This is a genomic window from Celeribacter baekdonensis, from assembly GCF_900102315.1.
In the GTDB taxonomy this organism is placed as follows: Bacteria; Pseudomonadota; Alphaproteobacteria; order Rhodobacterales; family Rhodobacteraceae; genus Celeribacter; species Celeribacter baekdonensis.
Window position 1 is genome coordinate 144,870 of sequence record NZ_FNBL01000002.1, and the last position, 21,573, is coordinate 166,442.

Below are 21,573 nucleotides of genomic sequence, written 5' to 3' on the forward strand. Positions count from 1 at the left end.
CCGGCACAGATGCGCCGAACCCAACGCGGTTTAGCTGTCCATCGGCAGGTCGCGGTCCAGCGCCTCAAGCGACCCCATACGCGCCGCGCCGTCCATCATCGCGGGCAGTTCCAGTGTCAGGCAGGTGCCTTCGGGAACGAGGGTCCAGGCGTTGCCTTGGTAATCGACTTTCGAAGTGCCGGCGCAGGTCGTGCCCGGACCAGCCTGACAACCGTTTTCACCGGCAAGGGCGACGCCGAAACATTTTTCCTGTGCCCCTTCGGCAGAGGCCATGGTGGCAGTTGCGGACAATGCGGTGGCAAGAGCACCGATGAGGGCGAGGGTGTTTGTTTGAGTGGTCATTGGGTGTGTCTCCCTAAAGATCATGCGTTTCCGCCGTCAGTGGCGGTGAGCAAGATATGGCCGATGGGGCGGCTCACAGGCCAGTCACGGGGCTGTGTCATGACGCGCCTGTCAGGCAATGAAACAAACGGAAACGTGTGTTGAAAAGAAATAGAACAGGGCCAGTTCGCGCGGATTTGCGGTGTCGGGATGGCCTGAGCTGAGTAAAATCAGGGGGATAAAGGCACGCAAGGGGTGAAACATTGCTCACGCTGACGTTGGGGAAGGTGAGCACCCAAAAAAGGCCCCACTTGCGCGGGGCCTTATTGTTTCAGGTTTTTGCGACTTATTTCAAGTCGGGCGGGCAGGCGGCCAGCTTTAGCTCAGCCACGATGTCGTCCAGACTCATCACAGCGGTCTGTTTTTCACCCAAACGACGCACAGAGACGGTCTTTTCGTCAATCTCGCGCGCGCCAACGGCCAGAATCACCGGCACTTTGCCAAGGCTGTGTTCGCGGACCTTGTAGTTGATCTTCTCGTTGCGGGTGTCGGCCTCGGCGCGCACACCGGCGGCTTTGAGGGCGGCGACGACCTCTTTGGCATAGTCATCGGCCTCAGAGACGATCGTGGTGACCACAACCTGACGCGGTGCGAGCCAGAACGGCAATTTGCCCGCATGAGATTCAATCAAGATGCCGATAAAGCGCTCAAACGAGCCCAAGACAGCGCGGTGCAACATCACCGGACGGTGTTTGGCCCCATCCTGACCGATGTAATTGGCATCCAGACGTTCGGGCAGGTTCGGGTCGATCTGCAAGGTGCCACATTGCCAATCGCGGCCAATGGCATCGGTCAACACGAACTCCAGTTTCGGCCCGTAAAAAGCGCCTTCGCCCTCTTGGATTTCATAATCGTACCCCGCAGCTTTGATCCCGTTAGCCAAATCCGCCTCGGCCTTGTCCCAGCTTTCCTCGGTGCCGACGCGCTTTTCGGGACGGGTCGACAGTTTGACCTTCCACTGATCAAAGCCCAGATCAGCATAGATTTTGGCCAGGAAGGTGACGAATTTCTTGGTCTCTTCCTCGACCTGCTCATCGGTGCAGAAAATATGCGCGTCATCTTGGGTAAAGCCGCGCACCCGCATGATGCCGTGCAGCGCGCCCGAGGGTTCATAGCGGTTGCACGAGCCAAATTCGGCCATGCGCAGAGGCAGGTCGCGGTAGGATTTCAAACCTTGGTTGAACACCTGAACGTGGCAGGGGCAATTCATCGGTTTGAGCGCATTCAGCGTCTTTTCGCGGGCGTGATCCTCGTCCACTTCGACGATGAACATATTGTCTTGGTAGTTGTCCCAGTGACCGGACGCTTCCCAAAGCTTGCGGTTCACCACCTGCGGCGTGTTGACCTCGACATAGCCATCTTCTTCTTGCTGACGGCGCATGTAATCTTGCAACGTGGTGTAGATTTTCCAACCGTTCGGATGCCAGAAAATCTGACCGGGGGCCTCTTCTTGCATGTGGAATAGGTCCATTTCGCGGCCCAGCTTGCGGTGGTCGCGTTTGGCGGCCTCTTCCAACATGGTCAGATGGGCCTTGAGCGCTTTCGGATCTTTGAACCCAACGCCGTAAATCCGCTGCAACATCGGACGGTCGCTGTCGCCGCGCCAATAGGCCCCGGCGACGGACATCAATTTAAAGCCATTGTTCGGCACTTGGCCGGTGTTTTGCAAATGCGGCCCACGACAGAGATCTTGCCAATCGCCATGCCAATACATGCGGATCGGTTGACCGTCATCGGGGATCATGCCGACCAATTCGACTTTGTACTCTTCGCCGCGCTCTTTGTAATAGGCGATGGCATCCGCGCGCGACCAGACTTCGGTGCGCACAGGGTCACGGGCGTTGATGATGTCTTTCATCTTCGCCTCAATCGCGCCCAAATCTTCGGGGGTAAATGGCTCTTTGCGGTCAAAGTCGTAATACCAGCCGTTTTCGATCACCGGGCCGATGGTGACTTTGACATCGGGCCAAAGCTCCTGCACCGCGCGCGCCATGATATGGGCCAGATCGTGACGGATCAGTTCCAGCGCCGGGGCCTCATCGGACATGGTGTTGATGGCAATCGTGGCATCGGCCTCGATCGGCCATTGCAGGTCCCAATGCGTGCCATTCACGGTCGCGGAGATCGCTTTTTTGGCGAGAGAGATCGCAATGCTTTCCGCGACCTCAGCAGGGGTGACGCCCTTTGCGAAGTCGCGTGCAGTGCCATCGGGGAAGGTGAGAGAAATCTGGGCCATGTCTGGCACTCCTCGTCAGTTTGGCGCCCACGGAGCGCCCGGTTGCGGGTTATGGTGTTCGCCCTATGTGAATTTATAGTGTGACCGAGTCAATGCGAAAGGGCGCTCATGACTGCCATAAATGCAATGTGTGTGCCTCTGTCGGGGCGCAGGCCGGGGAGGGCCCGCGTGAGCAAGGCGCAACAGCCCGGCAATGTCCTGTGGGTTTGGCGCCGTCAGGGGCGGAGCCTGTGACTGAGCGAACCCCTGCCACTCCCCTTTGTGAGCGGGGGCGCTTTGGGCCAGCGGATTGCAAAGTTTTCCCAGCCGCGATAGGCCTGAGGCAATGACGGAGGACAGTGCCATGCCAGAGTTTTTAGACACCCCAAGCGGTCGCCGCATCGCCTATCATCAGATTGCAGGCAAGGGCACTGGCGTGGTGTTCCTGGGCGGTTTCAAATCCGATATGGAAGGCAGCAAAGCCACGGCTTTGCACGCTTGGGCGCGCGCAGAGGGGCGACCGTTTTTGCGGTTTGATTATTCCGGCCATGGCGCAAGTGCGGGCCGCTTTGAAGACGGTGCCATCGGCGATTGGGCCGAAGATGCGCAGGCGGTGATTTCGGCGCTGACAACCGGTCCGCAGTTGCTTGTCGGCTCCTCCATGGGCGGTTGGATTTCGCTTTTGATGTGCAAACGGATGCCCGAACGGGTGGCGGGTCTCGTGACCATCGCCGCCGCACCCGATTTTACCGAGGACGGGTTTTGGGCCGGGTTTGACGCCGATCAGCGTACCGAACTGATGGACAAGGGTGTGGTGCATGTGCCCTCTGAATATGGCGATCCCTATCCGATCACCAAACGCCTGATCCGCGAGGGGCGGGATCATCTGGTGCTGCGCGCGCCGCTTGACCTGCCCTTCCCGGTGCGGTTTTTGCAAGGCACAGAAGACACGGCAGTCTCCACCGAAACGGCCCTGCGCCTGTTTGATCATGCGCAGGGCGATGATCTGCGGCTGACGATTGTCAAAGGGGCGGATCACCCGTTTTCAACCCCGGATTGCCTGAAAACCATTGAGGCGGCGATCACTGATGTGCTGGCGCGCATTTGATCCCCGGCCGAAACAAATTTGGGGCATGACCCCGGCAGGATGACCAAACCGATGACGGAAAGCTTAGTGTTTCTCCCTGGATTTCTTGCGGATGGCCGGGTGTTTGCCGATCAAATCAATGATTTGAGCCGCGATCACGCCGTGATGGTCGCGCCGCTCAAAGGGGTGAGCTTGGCGGAGATGGCGGATTATGTTCTGGCCGTCGCGCCGCCGAAATTCGCGCTGGCGGGGCATGATCTGGGCGCGTCGGTGGCAACAGAGATGTTGCGCCGTGCGCCCGGACGGGTGACGCGACTGGCGTTGATCTCCGCCTCCGCGCAGGCCGAACCGCCCAATGCCGCCGCGGCGCGCGAGCCTCGGATGATCAAGGCCAAAACCGGCCGCTTTGGCGAGGCGCTTTTGGAGGAATTGCCCAGCACGGCGCTGTTCGATTCGCCGCATCGTCATGCCATTCGCGACTATTGGCTTGATATGGCGATGGAGGCCGGGGCTGAGACCTATTTGACCCAATCGCGCATCCTGCAACGCCGCCCGGATTTGCAAAACGTGCTCCGGCGGGCACGGATTCCGGCGCTGGTGATTGGCGGTGTGGCAGATACGATTTGTCCGGCCCGGCGGCAGGATTTCATCGCCCAGTTGATGCCGCGCGCGCAATTGGTGTTGATTGAAAAGGCCGGACATCTGCCGATGTTGGAAGCGCCCAAAACCGTGTCGCGCGCGCTCAGAACATGGCTTGAGACCGAGGCACCTTTGGTGTTGCGCTAAGCGTCTTCGTCTTCATTGCTGCGCCAATACTCAAAAGCGGCACCATGCGGACAAAGGCCGCCGGTTTTGAGTATTGTCAGGTCAGATTACCCCGCCGCTTTGGTCTTAGCTTTGGCGGCAGTGTTTTGGCGCGTGGTGTCTTTGCCAGCAACCACACGCGGACCCGAGTTGGCGTCAATGAAATCAAGCACCAAGGGGCGGATGTTGTTGCGCCAGCTTTTGCCCGCGAAAATCCCGTAGTGACCCGCGCCCGGTTCCAAATGCCAGGCTTTTTTGCTGTCCGGCAGGCCAGTGCAAAGCCGCAGCGCCGCAACACATTGGCCCGGAGCGGAAATGTCGTCGTTCTCGCCTTCAACGGTTTTGACCGCCACATCGGTGATTTTTCCGATATCGACGCGTTTGCCCGCGACGACGAATTCGTTGTTGGCGATTTCCAGACCTTTGAAAATCCGCTCGACGGTCGAGAGGTAGAATTCGGCGGTCATGTCCATCACGGCGAGGTATTCGTCGTAGAATTTATTGTGCTTGTCGTGATCCGAGGCTTCGCCTTTGGCGACGCGGTTGATTTGGTCTTTGAAGGCTTTGGTGTGGCTCTCGGAATTCATCGCGATGAAAGAACTGAGCTGTAACAGGCCGGGATAAACCTTGCGGCCCACGCCTTTGTATTTGTAGCCGACGCGTTGGATCATGCTTTGTTCAAGCTGGCCCATGGTGATGCGATTGCCAAAGTCGGTGACTTCGGTGGGGGTTGCATCCGGGTCAATCGGTCCGCCGATCAAGGTCAGGCTGCGCGGTTGCGCCTTGGGGTCTTCTTCGGCCAGATAGGCGGTTGCGGCCAAGGTCAGCGGTGCCGGTTGGCAGACCGCGATGACGTGGATTTGCGGGCCCAGATGTTTCATGAAATCAACGAGGTAGAGGGTGTAGTCCTCAACGTCGAATTTGCCTTCGGAGACCGGGATGTCGCGGGCGTTGTGCCAATCGGTGATGTAGAGTTCGCAATCGGGCAAAAGGGACGCAACGGTCGAGCGCAGCAAAGTGGCGTAATGGCCGGACATGGGGGCCACGAGCAAGACTTTGCGGGCCATTTCTTTGCGGCCCTGAACCTTGAAATGAACCAGGTCGCCAAAGGCTTTGGACACTTCGACTTTGATGTCGACGATATGATCGCGGCCATCTTCGCCGACCACGGATTGAATGCCCCAGTCGGGTTTGACCGCCATGCGTGAGAAGGAGCGTTCGGTCACCTGACCCCAGGCCGCGAGCCATTGGATCGCCGGGTTGGGCACCATCGACATGGCCGGGTAGGAGCCAAGCGCCAAGGCCGAGGCCCCAAGCCATTGGTTGGTGTTGCGCATCGTCTCCATGAAATCATAGGTCGCCATAAATCGCATGCGTCACTCCTTGGTGTCTCGGTTGAGGCTTGTGAGATAAGGGCACATCAGCGCCTTCCCACCAGTCCTCTCTATCGCTATCGTAGTTTATATAGTCTTACAGCATTTTGTCATGCTGCAAGTGCAAAATGGAGGGAAGAGGCGAGATGACAGGGGATGGAGATGTCAAAACGCAAGACAAACCGCAAGAATTTGAGGTATTGAACGCGAATATCGCAAAGATAGAAGCTCTGTCACAACGGTTGATCACAGCGCTGGCCCAAAAGAAACCCGTGCCGCAGTCGTTGCAGGGGCCGAACCAAGAGTTGTTTATGAAAGCCGCGGCGGCCTATATGGCCGAAATGATGAACAACCCGGCGCGGATTATCGAACATCAGGTCGGGCATTGGGGCAAAACGCTAAAGCATTATGTCGATGCCCAACATCGGCTGGCGAAGGGGGATCTGAGTCCGCCGCCGGACGAGACCCCAAAGGATCGCCGGTTCGTCAACCCGGTTTGGGACAACAACCCGTATTTCAATTTTATCAAACAACAATACATGAGGAACGCCGAGGCGATTGAGACCGCCGTGAGCGACCTTGAGGTGATGGAAGACCGCGAACGCCGCCGCGTCGATTATTTCACCCGCCAGATCATTGATATGATGTCGCCGACCAATTTCCTGGCGACCAACCCGGATGCATTGCAGCAGGCGATCGACACCGATGGCGAAAGCCTGGTGCGCGGTTTGGAAAACCTTGTGCGCGACCTTGAGGAGCACCAAGGTGAGGCGATTGTGAACCTGGCCGACAAGGCCGCCTTTAAAGTTGGTAAAAACATCGGCACCTCTCAGGGCGAGGTGGTGTTTCGCAACCGGATGTTTGAGCTGATCCAATATGCGCCTTTGACCAATGAGGTTCATAAGACCCCGCTTTTGATTTTTCCGCCTTGGATCAACAAATTCTACATTCTCGATCTGCGCGAACAGAATTCTCTGATCAAATGGGTGGTGGAGCAGGGCTATACCGTCTTTGTCGTCTCTTGGGTCAACCCGGATGAAAGCTATGCCGATGTTGGCATGGACACCTATGTCGAAGAGGGATTTTTGACCGCCATTGCTCAAGTCAAAGAGATCACCAAAGAGGCCAAGATCAACGTGATTGGCTACTGTATCGCGGGCACGACGTTGGCGATCACTTTGGGGTTGATGAAACAACGCGGTGACAGGTCGATCAAATCCGCCACCTTCTTTACCACCCTTACCGATTTTGCCGATCAGGGTGAGGTTGGGGTGTTTTTGGACGATGATTTCGTCGATGGGATCGAGGCGGAGGCGGAGCGCACCGGTTTGATGAAGTCGCTTTACATGAACCGCACCTTCTCCTACCTGCGCGCCAACGACCTGATTTATCAGCCCGCGATCCGCTCCTATATGATGGGGGAGGCACCGCCTGCCTTTGATCTTTTGTACTGGAATGGCGATGCCACCAACCTACCGGGGCGGATGGCGGTCGAATATCTGCGTGGTCTGTGTCAGCGCGATGAGTTGTCGACCACGGGTTTCCCGATTGCCGGAACCAAGGTGCATCTCAGCGACGTGGACGTGCCGCTCTGCGCCATTGGCTGTGAGACCGATCACATCGCGGCCTGGACCAGTTCCTATAATGGTGTGCGTCAGATGGGGTCAAAGAACAAAACCTTCATCCTGTCTGAATCCGGGCATATTGCCGGCATCGTCAATCCGCCATCGAAAAAGAAATACGGTCATTACACCAACAGCGATCTGACATTGTCGCCGCAGGAGTGGAAAGCGGGGGCTGATTTTCACCAAGGCTCGTGGTGGCCACGCTGGGAAAACTGGTTGTCATCTAAGGCGGGTAAGATGGTCCCAGCACGTCATCCGGGTGATTCGGGGCGTGCGACATTGGGTCCGGCTCCGGGCGATTACGTTGCGTCACAGGCAACACCCTGAATCTACGTTGTTTTGGGTGACTTTCTGCGGTGCAGCATAAAACACTTGATTTTCTGCGCCGCAGCATGCATATTCTGTTTGCAAGTGCAGAGCGACATCGAACGCCGGTCTGTAACGAATTCAGAGCGGCACACCGGAACGGACCGCTTACTTAGTAACCGCAAAGGACTGTGACATGGCTAAAACTGATGACTTCACCAAAATGATGAAAGACATGATGGGCAATTTCCCGATGGACATGTCCGCAATGCAGGACGCGTTCAAAACCCAAGCATCGCTTGGTGAGAAAATGGCCAAAGTGGCTCTCGAAGCGGCTGAGAAATCCACCGAGATTTCCTCCAAATGGACCAAAGAAGTTCTCGCAAAAGCTTCCGTCGTGGCCTCTGTGAAAGAAGAACCGACCGATTACACCAAAGCGGTCACCGATTTCGCTTCCGCTCAGGCTGAATTGGCTGCTGAAAACATGGCCGCTTTCGCGGAAGTTGCGAAAAAAGTTCAGATGGAAACCGTTGAACTGATGCTCGCAGCCGGCAAAGACGCAGGCGAAGACATGACCGCTGCCGCGAAAAAAGCGACAGATGAAATGACCAAAGCTGCGAAAAAAGTGGCCACTCCGGCCGCCTAAGCTCTTGGGTTTAACGACAGCATGCGCGCGTGGGGTTCGCCTCCCTGACCCCGCCGCATCAGAAACGGGCCTCCTTATCGGGGCCCGTTTTTCTTGGTGCGCGTCGCGTTAGGCGCTGCGCCGCAGAAGTCCCTCAATGTCGCGCCCCCCGCCCATTTTCACCCCATCGACATGATAGCGGTATCGGTTTGGTGGGGATTTCTTTTGCTTTTGGAAAATCCGTCGCTTAGGCTCGCTGCAATGCCAATAAGGGAGGGGAGCCCAGAATGGCCGCCGAAAAAAAAACATACGATAAAACCGCGACGTTGTTGATCAAACGTTATGCGTCGCGTCGCCTCTATAACACTGAGACGTCTGATTATGTCACGCTGGAGGACATCGCGGGATTTATCCGCGAGGGGCGGGATGTGCAGATCGTTGATCTGAAATCCGGGGATGATTTGACCCGTCAGTATCTTTTGCAAATCATCGCGGAACATGAAAGCCGTGGTGAAAGCGTGTTGCCGCTCAATGTCTTGACGGATCTTGTGCGCAGCTACACCACGGATATTCAATCCGTTGTACCGCAATTTTTGGCGCAGAGTTTTGAAATGCTCCGCCATGGCCAAGAGCAGGTGATGCAAAATTTTGGCACCAGTTTGCCGGGGTTTGAGGCGTTGCAAGCCCAACAAGAGGCCTTTCTGAAAGCAATGACAGGGGGGTTGGGCAGTGGGCTTGGGTCCAATTGGACCGCGCCCAAAACCGAAGCTGCGGCCGAGGGCAAAGAAGATTTGGGTGAGATCAAAAAACAACTCGCTGAGCTTCAGGACAAACTGTCCAAACTGCAATAAATGCGACCCATTTGATCCGCTGATCGAGACAAGCCCCGCCCAATCGGCGGGGTTTTGTTTTGCGGGTGCGGCATGAATGTACGGTCTCGTTCGATTAGGCGGGTGACAGTCCGCACCGCACCCCCTAGGCTTGTGATCAACACGAGATCAAACACCAAAAGGGTGACGCAGCGCGATGAGTGACAAGGTTGGGCGGTTGACGCTTTGGGGGGTTGAGGTGTTTTTGGCCGTGTCCGAGGAGGGGTCTGTCTCGGCGGCGGCCAAGCGTTTGGGGGCCTCGCCCTCGGCCATATCGCAACAAATCTCAAACCTCGAAACTGCGCTGGGCACCGAATTGATGAACCGGCGCGAGCGACCGATGAGCCTGACGCCTGCGGGCCGGGTGTTGCGTAAAAGGGCGCAAACGATCCTGTTGGAAGCGGCCCGGGCGCGCTCTGAAATTGCCGGTCTGGACCTCAGCCAATTGGGCCAATTGCGCCTCGGCATGGTCGAAGATTTTGAATCGAGTGTCACACCTTTGTTGATCGCGCAGATGGCCGACACGTTGACCAACACCCGGTTTGAATTGGAAACCGGCCCGTCGCATCGGCTGCTCGATCGGTTGGAACACCGGGCGTTGGATGTCATTGTCGCCGCCGAATTGGATGTGGCTGAGGACTGGCGCGAAAGCCATCCGATGTTACAAGATCCGTTCGTTGCGGTGGTGCCAAAGGGCGATCGCGAGGCGATCTACACCCTGCCGCTGATCCAATACACCCGCCGTCATGCGATGGGGCGGATGGTGGCCAATCACCTGTCAGAACAGGGGATGCGGCTGACCCAGCGGTTTGAATTGGACAGTTACCGCGCCATGTTGGCGATGGTGGCGGGGGGCACCGGGTGGACGATCCTGTCCTCGCTGGGTGTGCTCAATGCCGGGCGATATGCCAGAGCGATTGAGGTGATCCCGTTGCCGACCACGCCGCTGTCGCGCCGGATTTCCCTGACCGTGCGCCGGGATGGCGTGTCCGAGATGGCCAGCGAAATCGCCACGCGCTTGCGCCCTCTGTTGCAGGATCAGGTGGTCACACCCTTGGTCGCGGCCAACCCATGGCTTGAGGGCTACGTCAAACTGCTCTAACGCAAACGCCGCCCAGATGCGGGCGGCGTTTTTGATTTTTAAACTGAACGTGATTATTCGGCGGCGGCGCGCACGCCTTTGACCGCCTCGGCGGCACCAAGCAAAGCGTCGGCGATAAAGTCGAGATCGGGCTGTTGCAACCGCGCCGGAAGGCGGGTGTCGCAGGCCTTGGACAGCATCTCGCGGGTTTTCGGCAGCTCGGGCGTGTCGCCCAGGAATTGCCAGTTCCAAAAGGCGCGGGCGTTGTCGGTGGAGAGGCCAAAGACCTGAACCGAGACACCGCGCGCTTTGGCGGCCTCTTGGAAGGACAGTGCCTCCTCAGAGGAGAAATCCACCAAGTTGAACTGAAGACTGTCGGGCGCGCGGACCTCTTTGTCGAGCTTGGCGGGCACGGTCAGATAGGGCGAAGCCTCAAGCAATGCTGCGACATAATCATGGTTGCGACGGCCATCGGCCACACGGCGCGGCACCTCATTGATTTGCGGACGCACCAGAGTGGCGGACATGTTGGACAGGCGGGTGTTGTACAGCGGCAGCTTGTTTTGCCAACGGTCAAAGGCCTCCACGAGGGCATTGTCGCGTTGCGGATTGTGCTTGGCCCAGTTGTGCTCATAGGCGCCGGACATGATCACGGCGCGGGCATAGACCTCGGCATCATCGGTGATCATGATGCCGCCTTCGCCGCCGTTCAAAAGTTTGTAAGACTGGAACGAGAAACAGCCGATCTTGCCGATTGTGCCAATGTTTTGCCCGTCCCAAACGGTGCCAAGGCTGTGGGCAGCGTCTTCGATCAACGGGATGCCTTTGGCGTCACAGGCGGTTTTGATCGCGTCCATATCGGAGGTGTGGCCACGCATATGCGAGATCATCACCGCGTCGGCACCTTCGATTTTGGCGTGAAAATCGTCCAGATCAATGCGGTAATTGTCGCCGCATTCGACCAAAACCGGTGTGCAATTGGCATGAACGATGGCGGAGGGCACGGCGGCAAAGGTGAAGGCCGGGATCAAAACGCGCGCATCGCGCGGCAGGTCGAGCGCCTTGAGCGAGAGGAACAGAGCGGCGGAGCAGGAGGCAACGGCGAGCGCATATTTCGCGCCGAGCATGGCGGCGAATTCCTGTTCGAGCAACGTCACCGGCGCGTCTTTGGCGGCTGTGTAGCGGAACAAATCGCCTGACAAAAGCAGGCGTTCGACCTCCTCGCGGGCCAAGGAGGGGATCGGTTCGGCATCGTAGACGTTGGGGGCGTGAGAAGCTCCGTCGGACATGTCTTTCACCATTCTTGAATTCTTCTTTCAGAATAACTGTAAGTGGTGTGCGATGAGAAATCTACTCTTGTGCTGTCGCACCGGCGGGTTTTCGCAAAAAATTCACATTTTCCGGGGTGGACGCGCAGCAAAAAGGGGGCAAACCTGCCCCCTTTGCGTGTCGAATATGATCGGAATCCGCTTTAGACGTTGAGCAAAAGATGCTCGCGCTCCCATGGCGAAATCACCTGTAAAAACGCATCGTTTTCGGTGCGCTTCACCTGAATATAGGTGCGGCAGAAATCGCGGCCCAGCACCTCTTGCATCTGATCGGCGCGCTGCAACAGGTCAAGCGCGGAGGCCAAAGTCCCCGGAATGCCCTCGGCAGAGGCATAAGCGTCACCAACATATTCCGCGCGCGGTTCACGCCGCTCCATCAGGCCGAGATAGCCACAGGCCAGCGAAGCCGCAATCGACAGATAGGGGTTTACATCCATGCCCGGCAGACGGTTTTCAATCCGCCGCGCCTCAGGGCCAGAGATCGGCACGCGCAGCCCGGTGGTGCGGTTGTCGCGGCCCCATTCAAGGTTAATTGGAGCGGCGAAATCGCGGACATAGCGGCGGTAGCTGTTCACATAGGGCGCATGGATCGCAATCGTCGAAGCGAGGTGATTTTGCAGACCGGCAATGAAATGATGAAAGGCTTCGGTCTCGGCGCCATTGGCATCCGAGAAGATATTGTCGCCGGTTTTCAGGTCCACGACCGAATGGTGAATGTGCATCGCAGACCCCGGTTCGTCCTGAATCGGTTTGGCCATAAAGGTGGCAAAACAATCGTGACGCAGGGCGGCTTCGCGGATCAACCGTTTGAAATAAAACATTTCATCGGCCAATTTGACCGGATCGCCATGGCGCAGGTTCATCTCGATCTGACCGGCACCGCCCTCTTGCAAGATACCGTCGATCTCAAGGCCCTGAGCCTCGGCAAAGTCGTAAATATCGTCAATGATCGGGCCGTATTCGTCCACGGCGGACATGGAATAGGCCTGACGTTGCGCGGCACGGCGTCCGGTGCGGCCAATCGGCGGCTCAATCGGTTGGTTCGGGTCGGTGTTACGCGCGACGAGGAAGAATTCCATCTCCGGCGCGACAATCGGGTCCCAGCCCTGTTGGTGATACAAATCCACCACGCGTTTCAACACGTTGCGCGGGGCCACGGGCATCAAATCGCCCTTTTGGTCGAACACATCATGGATGACCTGAAGCGTGCAATCGGCAGTCCATGGTGCGGCGGAGGCGGTGGTGAAATCGGGCACCAAAACCATGTCAGGTTCGGTAAACGGCGCATCCGCGTCATCGACCCAATCGCCATTGATGGATTGCAAAAAGATCGAGTTGGGCAGGTAGAAATGCTTTTGCGTGGCGAATTTTGCGGCGGGCATCGCCTTGCCGCGGGCAATGCCGGAGAGATCGGCGACGATACATTCGACCTCATCCAGTTTGCGCCCGTCCATGAAATCAAGGGCGGCCTGTGGCAGTTGATCAAAGAAATCCATCAGATCAGGGCCTCCCGCCCATGTTCAAGAAATCCCGCCATGAGCTCGGCAAAGCGCGCGTCATCGGTGGGTTTTGTGTTCTCATCAAGGGCCGCTGCGATCCGATCCTGCGGATAGGCTGGATCATGCGCGCGTGCGGCCAAATAGTCAGCGATGATGGCTGGCGACAATTCCGGGTGGGGCTGAATCGTCAGGATGCTGTCGCCATAGACCAGCGCGGCATTGGCGCAGAAATCATTCTGGCCCACCACTTCGGCGCCTTTGGGCGGCGTGGTGACCTGATCTTGGTGCCAGGCGTTGAGGTGGATGTGGCCCAAGGCCGGGATGTCATATGCGGTGCGGCCAATCGACCAGCCGCCTTTGAATTTCTCCACCGTGCCGCCCAGGGCCTTGGCGATGATTTGATGGCCAAAACAGATGCCCAACATCCGTCGACCGGAGGCATGAATGTCCCGGATCAGCGCCTCAAGCGGCGGGATAAACGGGTGGTCTTCATAGGCACCATGTTTGGAGCCGGTCAAAAGCCACGCATCGGCGGCCTCCGGCCCGTCAGGGAAGTCCATGTCAACAACGTTCCAGACCTCATAGCTATAGCCATAAGGCGCAAGGAGTTGCGTAAACATGTGATCAAAATCCCCGTGTTTTTGCGCCACCGGGTCAGGCGCGTGTCCGCATTGCAGAATGCCGAGTTTCATAAGTCACCGACTGTTGTGAATGCCTGACGGTAGCGCGTTGGTCAAAACGCCGCAAGGGGGCCACGGGGTCTGTTGCAATAATTTGATCAAATATTTTGCGCGCCCGGTGCCTGAGCGCCTTCACACCGGCGTCACACCGTATCGAGGTACAATTCGACCTGTTCCTCGGGCGTCAATTCGGCCCAGTCGCGGAACTCCTGGCGCTTGGTCAGGGTCAGGTTGCGCACCAATTGCTCTGGAAAAATGCGCCGCATCAGGGGAGAGGCGGCAAATGTATCAATCGCCGTGCCCCAATCGCCGGGCATTTCCGGCAGGTTTTGCGCATAGGCGTTCCCCGTGATGGGCGGGGGCGCTTTCAGTGTGTCGTCCATGCCAATGAGGGCGGCGCCCAGAATGGCCGCGATCATCAGATGCGGGTTCACATCGCCGCCTGAGACCCGGTGTTCGATCCGCCGCGCTTTGGACGCGCCACCCGGCACGCGCACCGCCGCCGTGCGGTTGTCATAGCCCCAACACATCCGGGTGGGCGCGTGCGATCCGGCGACAAGGCGATCAAAACTGTTGCCATGCGGCGCAAAGATCAGGGCCGAGTCCGCCATTGCATGAAGGCATCCGGCAATCGCATGACGCATCAGATCGGTGCCAGCACTTGAGCCATCGTCAAACACATTTTCACCGGCCTCATTGAGCAGGGAGAAATGGGTGTGCATGCCGTTGCCGGCATAATCCTCGTAGGGTTTGGCCATGAATGAGGCGGCAAAGCCATGTTTGCGCGCCAGGCCTTTGACCAAGAGTTTGAACAGCCAGGCATCATCGGCGGCTTTCAACGCGTCGGCGCTATAGACAAGGTTGATTTCAAACTGGCCCAGACCCGCCTCGGAAATCGCGGTGTCGGCCGGGATGTCCATTTCTTCGCAGGCCTCATAGAGGTCGGTGAAAAACGCATCAAAGGCGTCGAGCGCGCGCAGGGCCAATGTCTCCGCGCCGGGCCGCCGTTTGCCAGAGCGGGGTGAGCGGGGCACGCGCAGTTGGCGCGAACTGTCATCGACGATGTAGAACTCCAATTCTGTGGCCACAACCGGGGTCAGCCCGCGCGCCTTGTAGCGATCGACCACACGGGCCAGGGCCTGACGCGGATCGCCATCAAAGGGGCGGCCATCCTCCATAAACATCCACATCGGCAAAAGCGCGGTAGGGCCTTCCAGCCACGGCATCGGGGTAAAGCCGCGCTCAGTCGGCAAAAGCACCCCGTCTTGGTCACCAGTCTCAAACACCAAAGGGCTGTCTTCGATATCCTCGCCCCAAATGTCGAGGTTCAAGACCGAAAGCGGAAACCGCGTGCCTTCCTGTTCGACCTTGCCTGCAAACCGCGCCGACATGCGTTTGCCGCGGGCTTGGCCGTTGAGATCGGCGGCAGCGACGCGGATGGTTTTGACCTCTGGATGTTCGCCCAGCCAACCCGCGTTTTGGATCATCGGATCACCTGTGGACGAAGGCGCAGACGGGGGCGTTTGGAGCTCGGCAAATGGCGGTTCAAATAGCGATTGATCGCGCCAAACGTCAGGATGATGCAGAGCGTCACACAGACGAAATAGCCCGCCAAAATCGGATAGGGGATGAAGGGGTTGAACGTCTTGTCGGCAAAATAAGAGGCGTAATACAGCGCATCGCCCTTTTGTTGCAGCGCCGGGAAGCCGGAGAAAAACACCAGGGTGGTGGAGTGAAAGATAAAAATCGCCTCATTGGTGTAGGCAGGCCAAGCGAGGCGCAACAGCGTCGGCCAGGTGATCCGGCGAAAGCGTTTCCAGCCGGACAGGCCATAGGCATCGGCGGCCTCAATGTCGCCTTTCGGGATGGATTGCAGCGCGCCATAGAAAATTTCGGCGGAATAGGCGGTGGTGTTGAGCCACAAGACGATGGCAGCACCAATCCATGCGCTGGTGAACGCGTCAAAGAGCGGAAAGCTCTGTTTCAAGGAAAGAAACAGGAAATAGCCAAAGAAAAATTGGATGAACAGCGGCGAGCCGCGAAACAAAAAGATGAACCATTCTGCGGCTTTGCGCAGCGGTTTGTACCTGCTGTTTTTGGCCAAAGCCATCGCCGTGGCCGAGAAAAAGCCAAACAGGATGGCGAGAAGGCCAAAGTAGATGTTCCACAACATACCCGACCCGATCAGGGTGATCTGTTCACATAATGTGATGTCGGCACGCGGCAAAAGCCGTTCGCCAATGCCGATGGAGCGCAGACCGTAATCGGCAACCGTTTGCAGGCAACTCATGGTGCAGCCCCCGCTTTGCGCAGGGCCTCGCCACCGGCTGTCGCCTGCCCTTGGCTGAGTTTGCGGGTGACGCGGGAGAGGACGATTTCAGAGACTTTGGTGAAGAGAAGGTAGAACACCAAAAGCGCCAAGAAATACCACATCCGCCAATCTCCATGGGGGTATTCAGTGAACCGTATGTTTTTGGTGCCGCCCAATTCGCGCGCCCAATAGACGACATCTTCGACCCCCAACAGAAACAACAGTGGCGTGGCTTTGATCAACACCATCCACAGGTTCGAGAGGCCGGGCAGGGCGTAAATCCACATTTGCGGCACGATGATGCGCCAAAACGCTTGGCGGTGGCTCATGCCATAGGCCTCGGCGGTTTCGATTTGCCCATGGGGGACGGTGTTCATCGCCCCGGCCAACACATTGCCGGCAAAGGCACCAAACACGATGGCAAAGGTCAACACGGCCAATGCAAAACCGTAGATTTGGTGGACGCTTTCGGGGGCATTGTTGAGTGGCATTTTGGCCGCAGCACAGACAATGAAGTCATTGCCTTGGCGGATCGGTTCGGACCAGTCGGGGCACTTCGCCTGATGGCGCAGCCATTCGATACCCTGGTCCAATGCGATCACGAAAAACAGGAAAAAGGCGATGTCGGGGATGCCCCGAACCAGTGCCATATAGGTCTGCGACACCCAGCGCAGCGGCGCAAATTGCGCGCGGCTGCCGGTGGCGGAGAAAAATCCGAACGCCAAGGCCAGCGGCGCGGTCACCGCCAACAGCATCAAAACCGTCCCAAAGGAGGCGTAAAAAGCGAGATGCTTTCCGGTCGTCATGTAACAGCTCAGCCAAGTCAGGCCTTCGAGCGTGTCAGGAGTGGCGCAATAGGAAAAGATGGATCACCTGTGGGTCAGGGAAAACGCGTTGGGCGAGAGCGGACAAAAGCGGCGGGGCCACATCAGGCAGCCCCGCCAAAACGGGCTTAAAAGCCTGGGCTGTCCTCGCCCAGATAGGCTTTGATCATGGTGTTGAGCGTGCCATCGGCTTTCATCGCTTCAATCCCGGCATCAAATTTTGCGCGCAAGTCCGGGTCGGATTTACGGAACGCCATGCCGATGCCGACAGAAAGCGCGATGTCTTCGCCAGCCCACACCACCGTGGGGTCTTCTTCGACGACGGGCACGAGGGTGTCCTTGTCGGCAAACACAGCGTCGGCTTCGCCGGACAACATGGCGGCCAGGGAATCCTCAAAGGAGGGGAATTCCAAAAGCGTTGCACCGGTGTCGACGACGTATTGGGACTGGATGGTGCTGGACTGTGCCGCCACGATGCCGCCGGTCAGGTCGGCATCTTCGGACATGGCCGCATAAGACGAGTAGGACGGCGGGGTGTAGTTGACGGAGAAATCGACTTTCTCGGCGCGCTCGGGCGTGATCGACATGCCCGCGATGATCGCATCATAGTTGCCGGACAAAAGGTTCGGGATGATGCTGTCCCAATCGTTGGTGACCCATTCGCACTCAAGCTCGGCACGTTTGCACAACTCGTCGCCCAACATCCGCTCAAAGCCTGCGACTTCGCCGCTGTCGTCGATGTAGTTATACGGAGGGTAGGCGCCCTCGGTGCCCAGACGGACGGTTTCAGCAGAGGCGGCGCCGGCCATCAAGGCACATGCGGCAGCGGTTAGGACGAGTGTTTTCATGAAAATTCTCCCATTGGTAGCGCTTGTTTAGGCCGGCACAGTCGCGCTGAGAAACTGTTGCAGGCGTTCGGATTTTGGCTGATTGAAAAGCTGGCTCGGGTGGCCCTCTTCTTCGATCAACCCTTTGTGCAAAAACACCACATGATCGGAAATATCCGCCGCCATGCGCATGTCATGGGTGACGATCATCATGGTCCGGCCTTCTTCGGCCAGTGCCCTGATCACCTTGACCACCTCTTGTTCCAGTTCGGGATCAAGGGCGGAGGTCGGCTCGTCAAACAAAAGGGCTTTCGGTTCCATGCACAAAGCGCGCGCGATTGCGGCGCGTTGTTGTTGGCCGCCGGACATTTGCGCCGGGTAGACGTCACATTTGTCGCCAATGCCGACCTTGTCGAGATAGGCGCGCGCGCTGGCTTCGACCTCTTTTTTGTCCCGGCCCATGACCGTGACGGGAGCCTCCATGACGTTTTCCAAAATCGTCATATGGGCCCACAGATTGAATTGTTGAAACACCATCGACAGGTTGGTGCGGATGCGCAGCACCTGTTTGCGATCCGCCGGACGCCGGTGCAGGCCTTCGCCTTTCCATGTGATCGGCTCGCCCTCAAACAGGATCTCGCCGCTTTGGCTGTCTTCCAGCAGGTTGGCACAGCGCAGTAACGTGGATTTGCCTGAGCCCGACGAGCCGATGAGCGAAAGCACATGACCGCGTGGTGCAGTCATGGAAACGCCCTTGAGAACTTCCAATTCGCCATAGGATTTGTGCAAATCCCGGATTTCGATCACGGGAGTTGCCTCAAGAGGCGGAGCGGCAGGTGCGGTTTTTGAGTCTTTGGTCAACATCAACAAGAGTTAGGGCGAAATCTTAAGCATATGCAATAATGATCATCAGGGTGCCGTAGCGTTTCGCCTGTTTTTTGATCATATGTGTGGCCCACGCCTAGGGCTTGGGCTTGCTTGGGGCCTTATTGCCGGGCTTAGCCCAGTCGTGCCTCGACCCTTTTGCGCGCCAAAGCGCTGTCGCGGTCGTTCACGCCCAAAAGATTCGCAACCAAACGCAAAAGCGTATCTTCGTCGCTGTCGCGCACGCCATCGGCCAAAACCACCGACCAAAGCCCTTCGATCACGCTTTCCCGGTCCTCATAGGGCACGGCCTCTTTGATGGCGCGGGTAAAGCGCACGGTGTCGGGGGCCTCGTCTTCAAGCACCTCGGCCTCGCCGCGCAGTTTCGCCGCCTCAAAGGGCGACAGGGCATAGCGTTCGATCAGGACTTTCTCGATCCGCTGGGCCTCCTCTGGCGCATAATGCCCGTCAGCGCGGGCCACACGGACCAAGAGCGCCGCCAAAGCACGCCGCGCGTCTGTCACTTGAAGACGCGGCGGGGCGGGTTGCAGCAGAGTTTTGAGAAAATCACCAAACATGGGACGGATATAGGATGCCTTTTACAAAAGGGAAAGGCCGGACCGTCGGGTCCGGCCTTGGCTCGCGAGAACGTTAACACCGCCCCGCCTGAAGCGGCCTTAGTATTTGCTCGGCACGTAAAGCTCAGGCGGCAAAACCGCGCGTTCATAGGTCTTGTTATAAACCCGCTCCGGCAAATGCACCTCTTCATGCGGCATTTCGTAATAGTCGAACTGCGACAGCAAATGGTCGATGCAATTCAACCGCGCGCGTTTTTTGTCATTGCCTTCAACAATATACCATGGCGCTTCGGGGATATTGGTGCGAGCGAATGTGTCTTCTTTCGCTTTGGTGTAATCTTCCCAACGGATGCGCGATTGCAAATCCATCGGTGACAATTTCCACTGTTTCATCGGGTCATGGATGCGCATCAGGAATCGCATTTGCTGTTCTTCATCGGTGATCGAGAACCAATATTTGATCACCTTGATGCCAGAGCGCACCAGCATCCGTTCAAAATCGGGAACGTCCTGGAAAAATTGTTCGACCTGATCCTCGTCGGCAAAGCCCATGACCCGCTCCACACCGGAACGGTTGTACCAAGAGCGGTCAAACAACACCATTTCGCCCGCCGCCGGCAGGTGCGGCACGTAGCGTTGGAAATACCATTGGCTTTTTTCACGGTTCGAGGGCGCGGGCAGGGCGACGACGCGCACGACGCGCGGGTTCAGCCGCTGGGTGATCCGTTTGATCACGCCGCCTTTGCCCGCCGAATCGCGGCCCTCAAACAAAACGACCACTTTTTGCCCGGTCTGCTCAACCCAATCATGCAGCTTGATCAACTCGGCCTGGAGCCGCAGCAACTCGCGGAAATAGACCGCGCGTTCGAGCATGTCAGGGTGCTCTTTTTGGTAAATCTTTTTGATTTCGCGCGACAGAATCGAATCTTCGAGCTCAATTTCCCACTCTTCGTCGAGGGTGTCGGCCAGTTCGGCCTCAAGCCAGTCTTGGGCGTCTTTGTCAAAACTCATGATCTACTCCGTCTGTCTGTGCACTGTGTCGCGATTGGAGCCGCAATTCTGGAGTGCCTTTAACCACGCATACATGACGGTTTCTTAATGGAAAAGGATTGGGATCAATGAAGCGAGCAAAAGCGCGGCCATTGTCCAATTGAACGCCGTCAAACGGCGCCTGTTGGTCAAAAAGCGGCGCATTTCCTGACCGAGCCATGCCCAAAGCGTGATCGCCGGAAAGTTGACGATCAAGAAACCGAGGCCGACCATGAGGGCGGCCACCCATGTGGTGTCCTGCGCATAGTTGGTCTGTGCCCCGATCGCCATGATCCAGCCCTTGGGATTCACCCATTGAAACGCCGCCGCTTGTAAAAAGGTCAAAGGTGTCCCGTCCACTTTGCCCCCTTCGGGCGCGCTGGCATGGGCGATTTTCCACGCCAGCCAGCTCATATAGGCGATGGAGGCGACCAACATGATCTGACGCAGTGGCGGGTAGGCCTGAAACATCTGCGCCAGTCCAAGCCCGACGATGAACACCATGAAACTATGCCCGAGCGAGACCCCGAACATATGCGGCAGGGTCCGGCGCAGGCCGAAATTGGCCCCTGAGGCCAGGAGCATCAGGTTATTCGGCCCCGGCGTCACCGAGGAGACAAAGGCAAAGGCCAGAAGGGCGATGAAAAGGGTCATATCCATGCAGGGCAGATTAGTCTTTTTGTGGTGCAATATCCGTGCAAAGATGACGTTGTTTGCGGATAATTTGCACGGAATCACGGGTATGGATGGGATAGACGAAAACATATTGCGCGAACTTGAACGCGACGCCCGCCTCACCAACCTGCAACTCTCAGAGCGTGTTGGCCTGTCGCCCTCGGCGACATCGCGGCGGGTGAGCGCGTTGGAGCAGCGCGGCGTCATTCGTGGTTATCGTGCGATCATTGACCGCTCACAGGTCGGTCAGGGCTTCACCGCCTATATCGCGGTCGGCCTGTCGGTGCACAACAAGGCGGCGCAAAAGGGCTTTGAGGCGGCGATGCGCTACGCCCCCGAGGTCAAGGAATGTCACAACATCGCCGGGGTATTTGAATATTTGCTCCGGGTCGAAACGGCGGATTTGACCGCCTACAAACGCTTTCACACCGAAGTCTTGGGCACCGTGCCGGAGGTGGCCTCGATCACCTCTTACATCGTGATGGAAAGCCCAAAAGATTTGCGCGGCTAAGGCCCAATCGTCGGATTTGTGCCCATGACCCAGATTTCTGTTCCGAGCCAGGGGTGCGCATGTTAGGCGGGGGCAAAGAGG

General features: G+C 57.6%; 21 protein-coding genes. 7 read left to right on the forward strand and 14 right to left on the reverse strand.

Annotated features, from left to right (window positions below; translation table 11 throughout):
• Positions 1-30: 30 nt before the first annotated feature.
• A complete protein-coding gene (locus BLT54_RS04865) occupies positions 31-342 on the reverse strand; it encodes a BufA1 family periplasmic bufferin-type metallophore (protein WP_074641801.1) in 312 nt (103 codons plus the stop codon).
• Positions 343-667: 325 nt separating this feature from the next.
• Positions 668-2,617, reverse strand: a complete 1,950-nt coding sequence (gene thrS, locus BLT54_RS04870; protein ID WP_074641803.1) for a threonine--tRNA ligase — start codon at positions 2,615-2,617, stop codon at positions 668-670.
• 343 nt (positions 2,618-2,960) lie between these two features.
• Here thrS and BLT54_RS04875 point away from each other — a divergent pair, with 343 nt between their 5' ends.
• Together BLT54_RS04875 and BLT54_RS04880 are read left to right on the forward strand one after the other, a co-directional pair.
• Complete coding sequence (locus BLT54_RS04875; RefSeq protein WP_074641805.1) at positions 2,961-3,704, forward strand: alpha/beta hydrolase; 744 nt, start codon at positions 2,961-2,963, stop codon at positions 3,702-3,704.
• Between the two features lie 51 nt (positions 3,705-3,755).
• On the forward strand, positions 3,756-4,469 hold the full coding sequence (locus BLT54_RS04880; protein ID WP_074642428.1) for an alpha/beta fold hydrolase: 714 nt from the start codon (positions 3,756-3,758) through the stop codon (positions 4,467-4,469).
• Between the two features lie 86 nt (positions 4,470-4,555).
• Here the strand turns inward: BLT54_RS04880 and phaZ are convergent, their stop codons facing one another.
• A complete protein-coding gene (gene phaZ, locus BLT54_RS04885; RefSeq protein WP_074641808.1) occupies positions 4,556-5,860 on the reverse strand; it encodes a polyhydroxyalkanoate depolymerase in 1,305 nt (434 codons plus the stop codon).
• A gap of 146 nt (positions 5,861-6,006) precedes the next feature.
• Here phaZ and phaC point away from each other — a divergent pair, with 146 nt between their 5' ends.
• From phaC to BLT54_RS04905, 4 genes are all read left to right on the forward strand, one after another.
• Complete coding sequence (gene phaC, locus BLT54_RS04890; protein ID WP_074641811.1) at positions 6,007-7,812, forward strand: class I poly(R)-hydroxyalkanoic acid synthase; 1,806 nt, start codon at positions 6,007-6,009, stop codon at positions 7,810-7,812.
• Between the two features lie 175 nt (positions 7,813-7,987).
• Positions 7,988-8,437, forward strand: a complete 450-nt coding sequence (locus tag BLT54_RS04895; protein WP_074641813.1) for a phasin family protein — start codon at positions 7,988-7,990, stop codon at positions 8,435-8,437.
• Positions 8,438-8,703: 266 nt separating this feature from the next.
• A complete protein-coding gene (gene phaR, locus BLT54_RS04900; RefSeq protein ID WP_074641815.1) occupies positions 8,704-9,267 on the forward strand; it encodes a polyhydroxyalkanoate synthesis repressor PhaR in 564 nt (187 codons plus the stop codon).
• 175 nt (positions 9,268-9,442) lie between these two features.
• The gene (locus BLT54_RS04905) at positions 9,443-10,387 is read left to right on the forward strand and encodes a LysR family transcriptional regulator (RefSeq protein ID WP_074641817.1); all 945 of its coding nucleotides are present in this window, start codon (positions 9,443-9,445) and stop codon (positions 10,385-10,387) included.
• Between the two features lie 53 nt (positions 10,388-10,440).
• Here BLT54_RS04905 and BLT54_RS04910 read toward each other — a convergent pair whose 3' ends face one another.
• The 11 genes from BLT54_RS04910 to BLT54_RS04960 form a co-directional block, all read right to left on the reverse strand.
• Positions 10,441-11,655: a DegT/DnrJ/EryC1/StrS family aminotransferase gene (locus BLT54_RS04910; protein ID WP_074642430.1), complete on the reverse strand. Its 1,215-nt coding sequence runs from the start codon at positions 11,653-11,655 to the stop codon at positions 10,441-10,443.
• Positions 11,656-11,837: 182 nt separating this feature from the next.
• Entirely contained in the window at positions 11,838-13,190 is a 1,353-nt protein-coding gene (locus BLT54_RS04915) for a glutamine synthetase family protein (protein WP_143026745.1), read from the reverse strand.
• Complete coding sequence (locus tag BLT54_RS04920; RefSeq protein WP_074641821.1) at positions 13,190-13,885, reverse strand: type 1 glutamine amidotransferase; 696 nt, start codon at positions 13,883-13,885, stop codon at positions 13,190-13,192. The genes BLT54_RS04915 and BLT54_RS04920 overlap by 1 nt, the downstream gene beginning before the upstream one ends.
• Positions 13,886-14,016: 131 nt before the next feature.
• On the reverse strand, positions 14,017-15,360 hold the full coding sequence (locus BLT54_RS04925; protein ID WP_074641823.1) for a glutamine synthetase family protein: 1,344 nt from the start codon (positions 15,358-15,360) through the stop codon (positions 14,017-14,019).
• Positions 15,357-16,163: an ABC transporter permease gene (locus tag BLT54_RS04930; protein WP_074641825.1), complete on the reverse strand. Its 807-nt coding sequence runs from the start codon at positions 16,161-16,163 to the stop codon at positions 15,357-15,359. Before BLT54_RS04930 ends, BLT54_RS04925 begins: the two co-directional genes overlap by 4 nt.
• Positions 16,160-16,990, reverse strand: coding sequence for an ABC transporter permease (locus BLT54_RS04935; RefSeq protein WP_425429326.1), 831 nt, complete (start codon positions 16,988-16,990; stop codon positions 16,160-16,162). The genes BLT54_RS04930 and BLT54_RS04935 overlap by 4 nt, the downstream gene beginning before the upstream one ends.
• A 146-nt stretch (positions 16,991-17,136) precedes the next feature.
• Complete coding sequence (locus BLT54_RS04940; protein WP_074641829.1) at positions 17,137-17,856, reverse strand: transporter substrate-binding domain-containing protein; 720 nt, start codon at positions 17,854-17,856, stop codon at positions 17,137-17,139.
• A gap of 27 nt (positions 17,857-17,883) precedes the next feature.
• Positions 17,884-18,699 carry an ABC transporter ATP-binding protein gene (locus tag BLT54_RS04945; protein WP_074641831.1) on the reverse strand — a complete coding sequence of 272 codons (816 nt, stop codon included), beginning with the start codon at positions 18,697-18,699 and terminating at the stop codon, positions 17,884-17,886.
• A 134-nt stretch (positions 18,700-18,833) separates the two neighbouring features.
• Positions 18,834-19,277 carry a tellurite resistance TerB family protein gene (locus BLT54_RS04950; protein ID WP_074641833.1) on the reverse strand — a complete coding sequence of 148 codons (444 nt, stop codon included), beginning with the start codon at positions 19,275-19,277 and terminating at the stop codon, positions 18,834-18,836.
• Positions 19,278-19,376: 99 nt separating this feature from the next.
• The gene (gene ppk2, locus BLT54_RS04955; protein WP_074641835.1) at positions 19,377-20,288 is read right to left on the reverse strand and encodes a polyphosphate kinase 2; all 912 of its coding nucleotides are present in this window, start codon (positions 20,286-20,288) and stop codon (positions 19,377-19,379) included.
• A gap of 84 nt (positions 20,289-20,372) precedes the next feature.
• Positions 20,373-20,966, reverse strand: a complete 594-nt coding sequence (locus tag BLT54_RS04960; protein ID WP_074641837.1) for a LysE family translocator — start codon at positions 20,964-20,966, stop codon at positions 20,373-20,375.
• Positions 20,967-21,048: 82 nt separating this feature from the next.
• Here BLT54_RS04960 and BLT54_RS04965 point away from each other — a divergent pair, with 82 nt between their 5' ends.
• Complete coding sequence (locus BLT54_RS04965) at positions 21,049-21,492, forward strand: Lrp/AsnC family transcriptional regulator (RefSeq protein ID WP_074642433.1); 444 nt, start codon at positions 21,049-21,051, stop codon at positions 21,490-21,492.
• Positions 21,493-21,573: the final 81 nt, after the last annotated feature.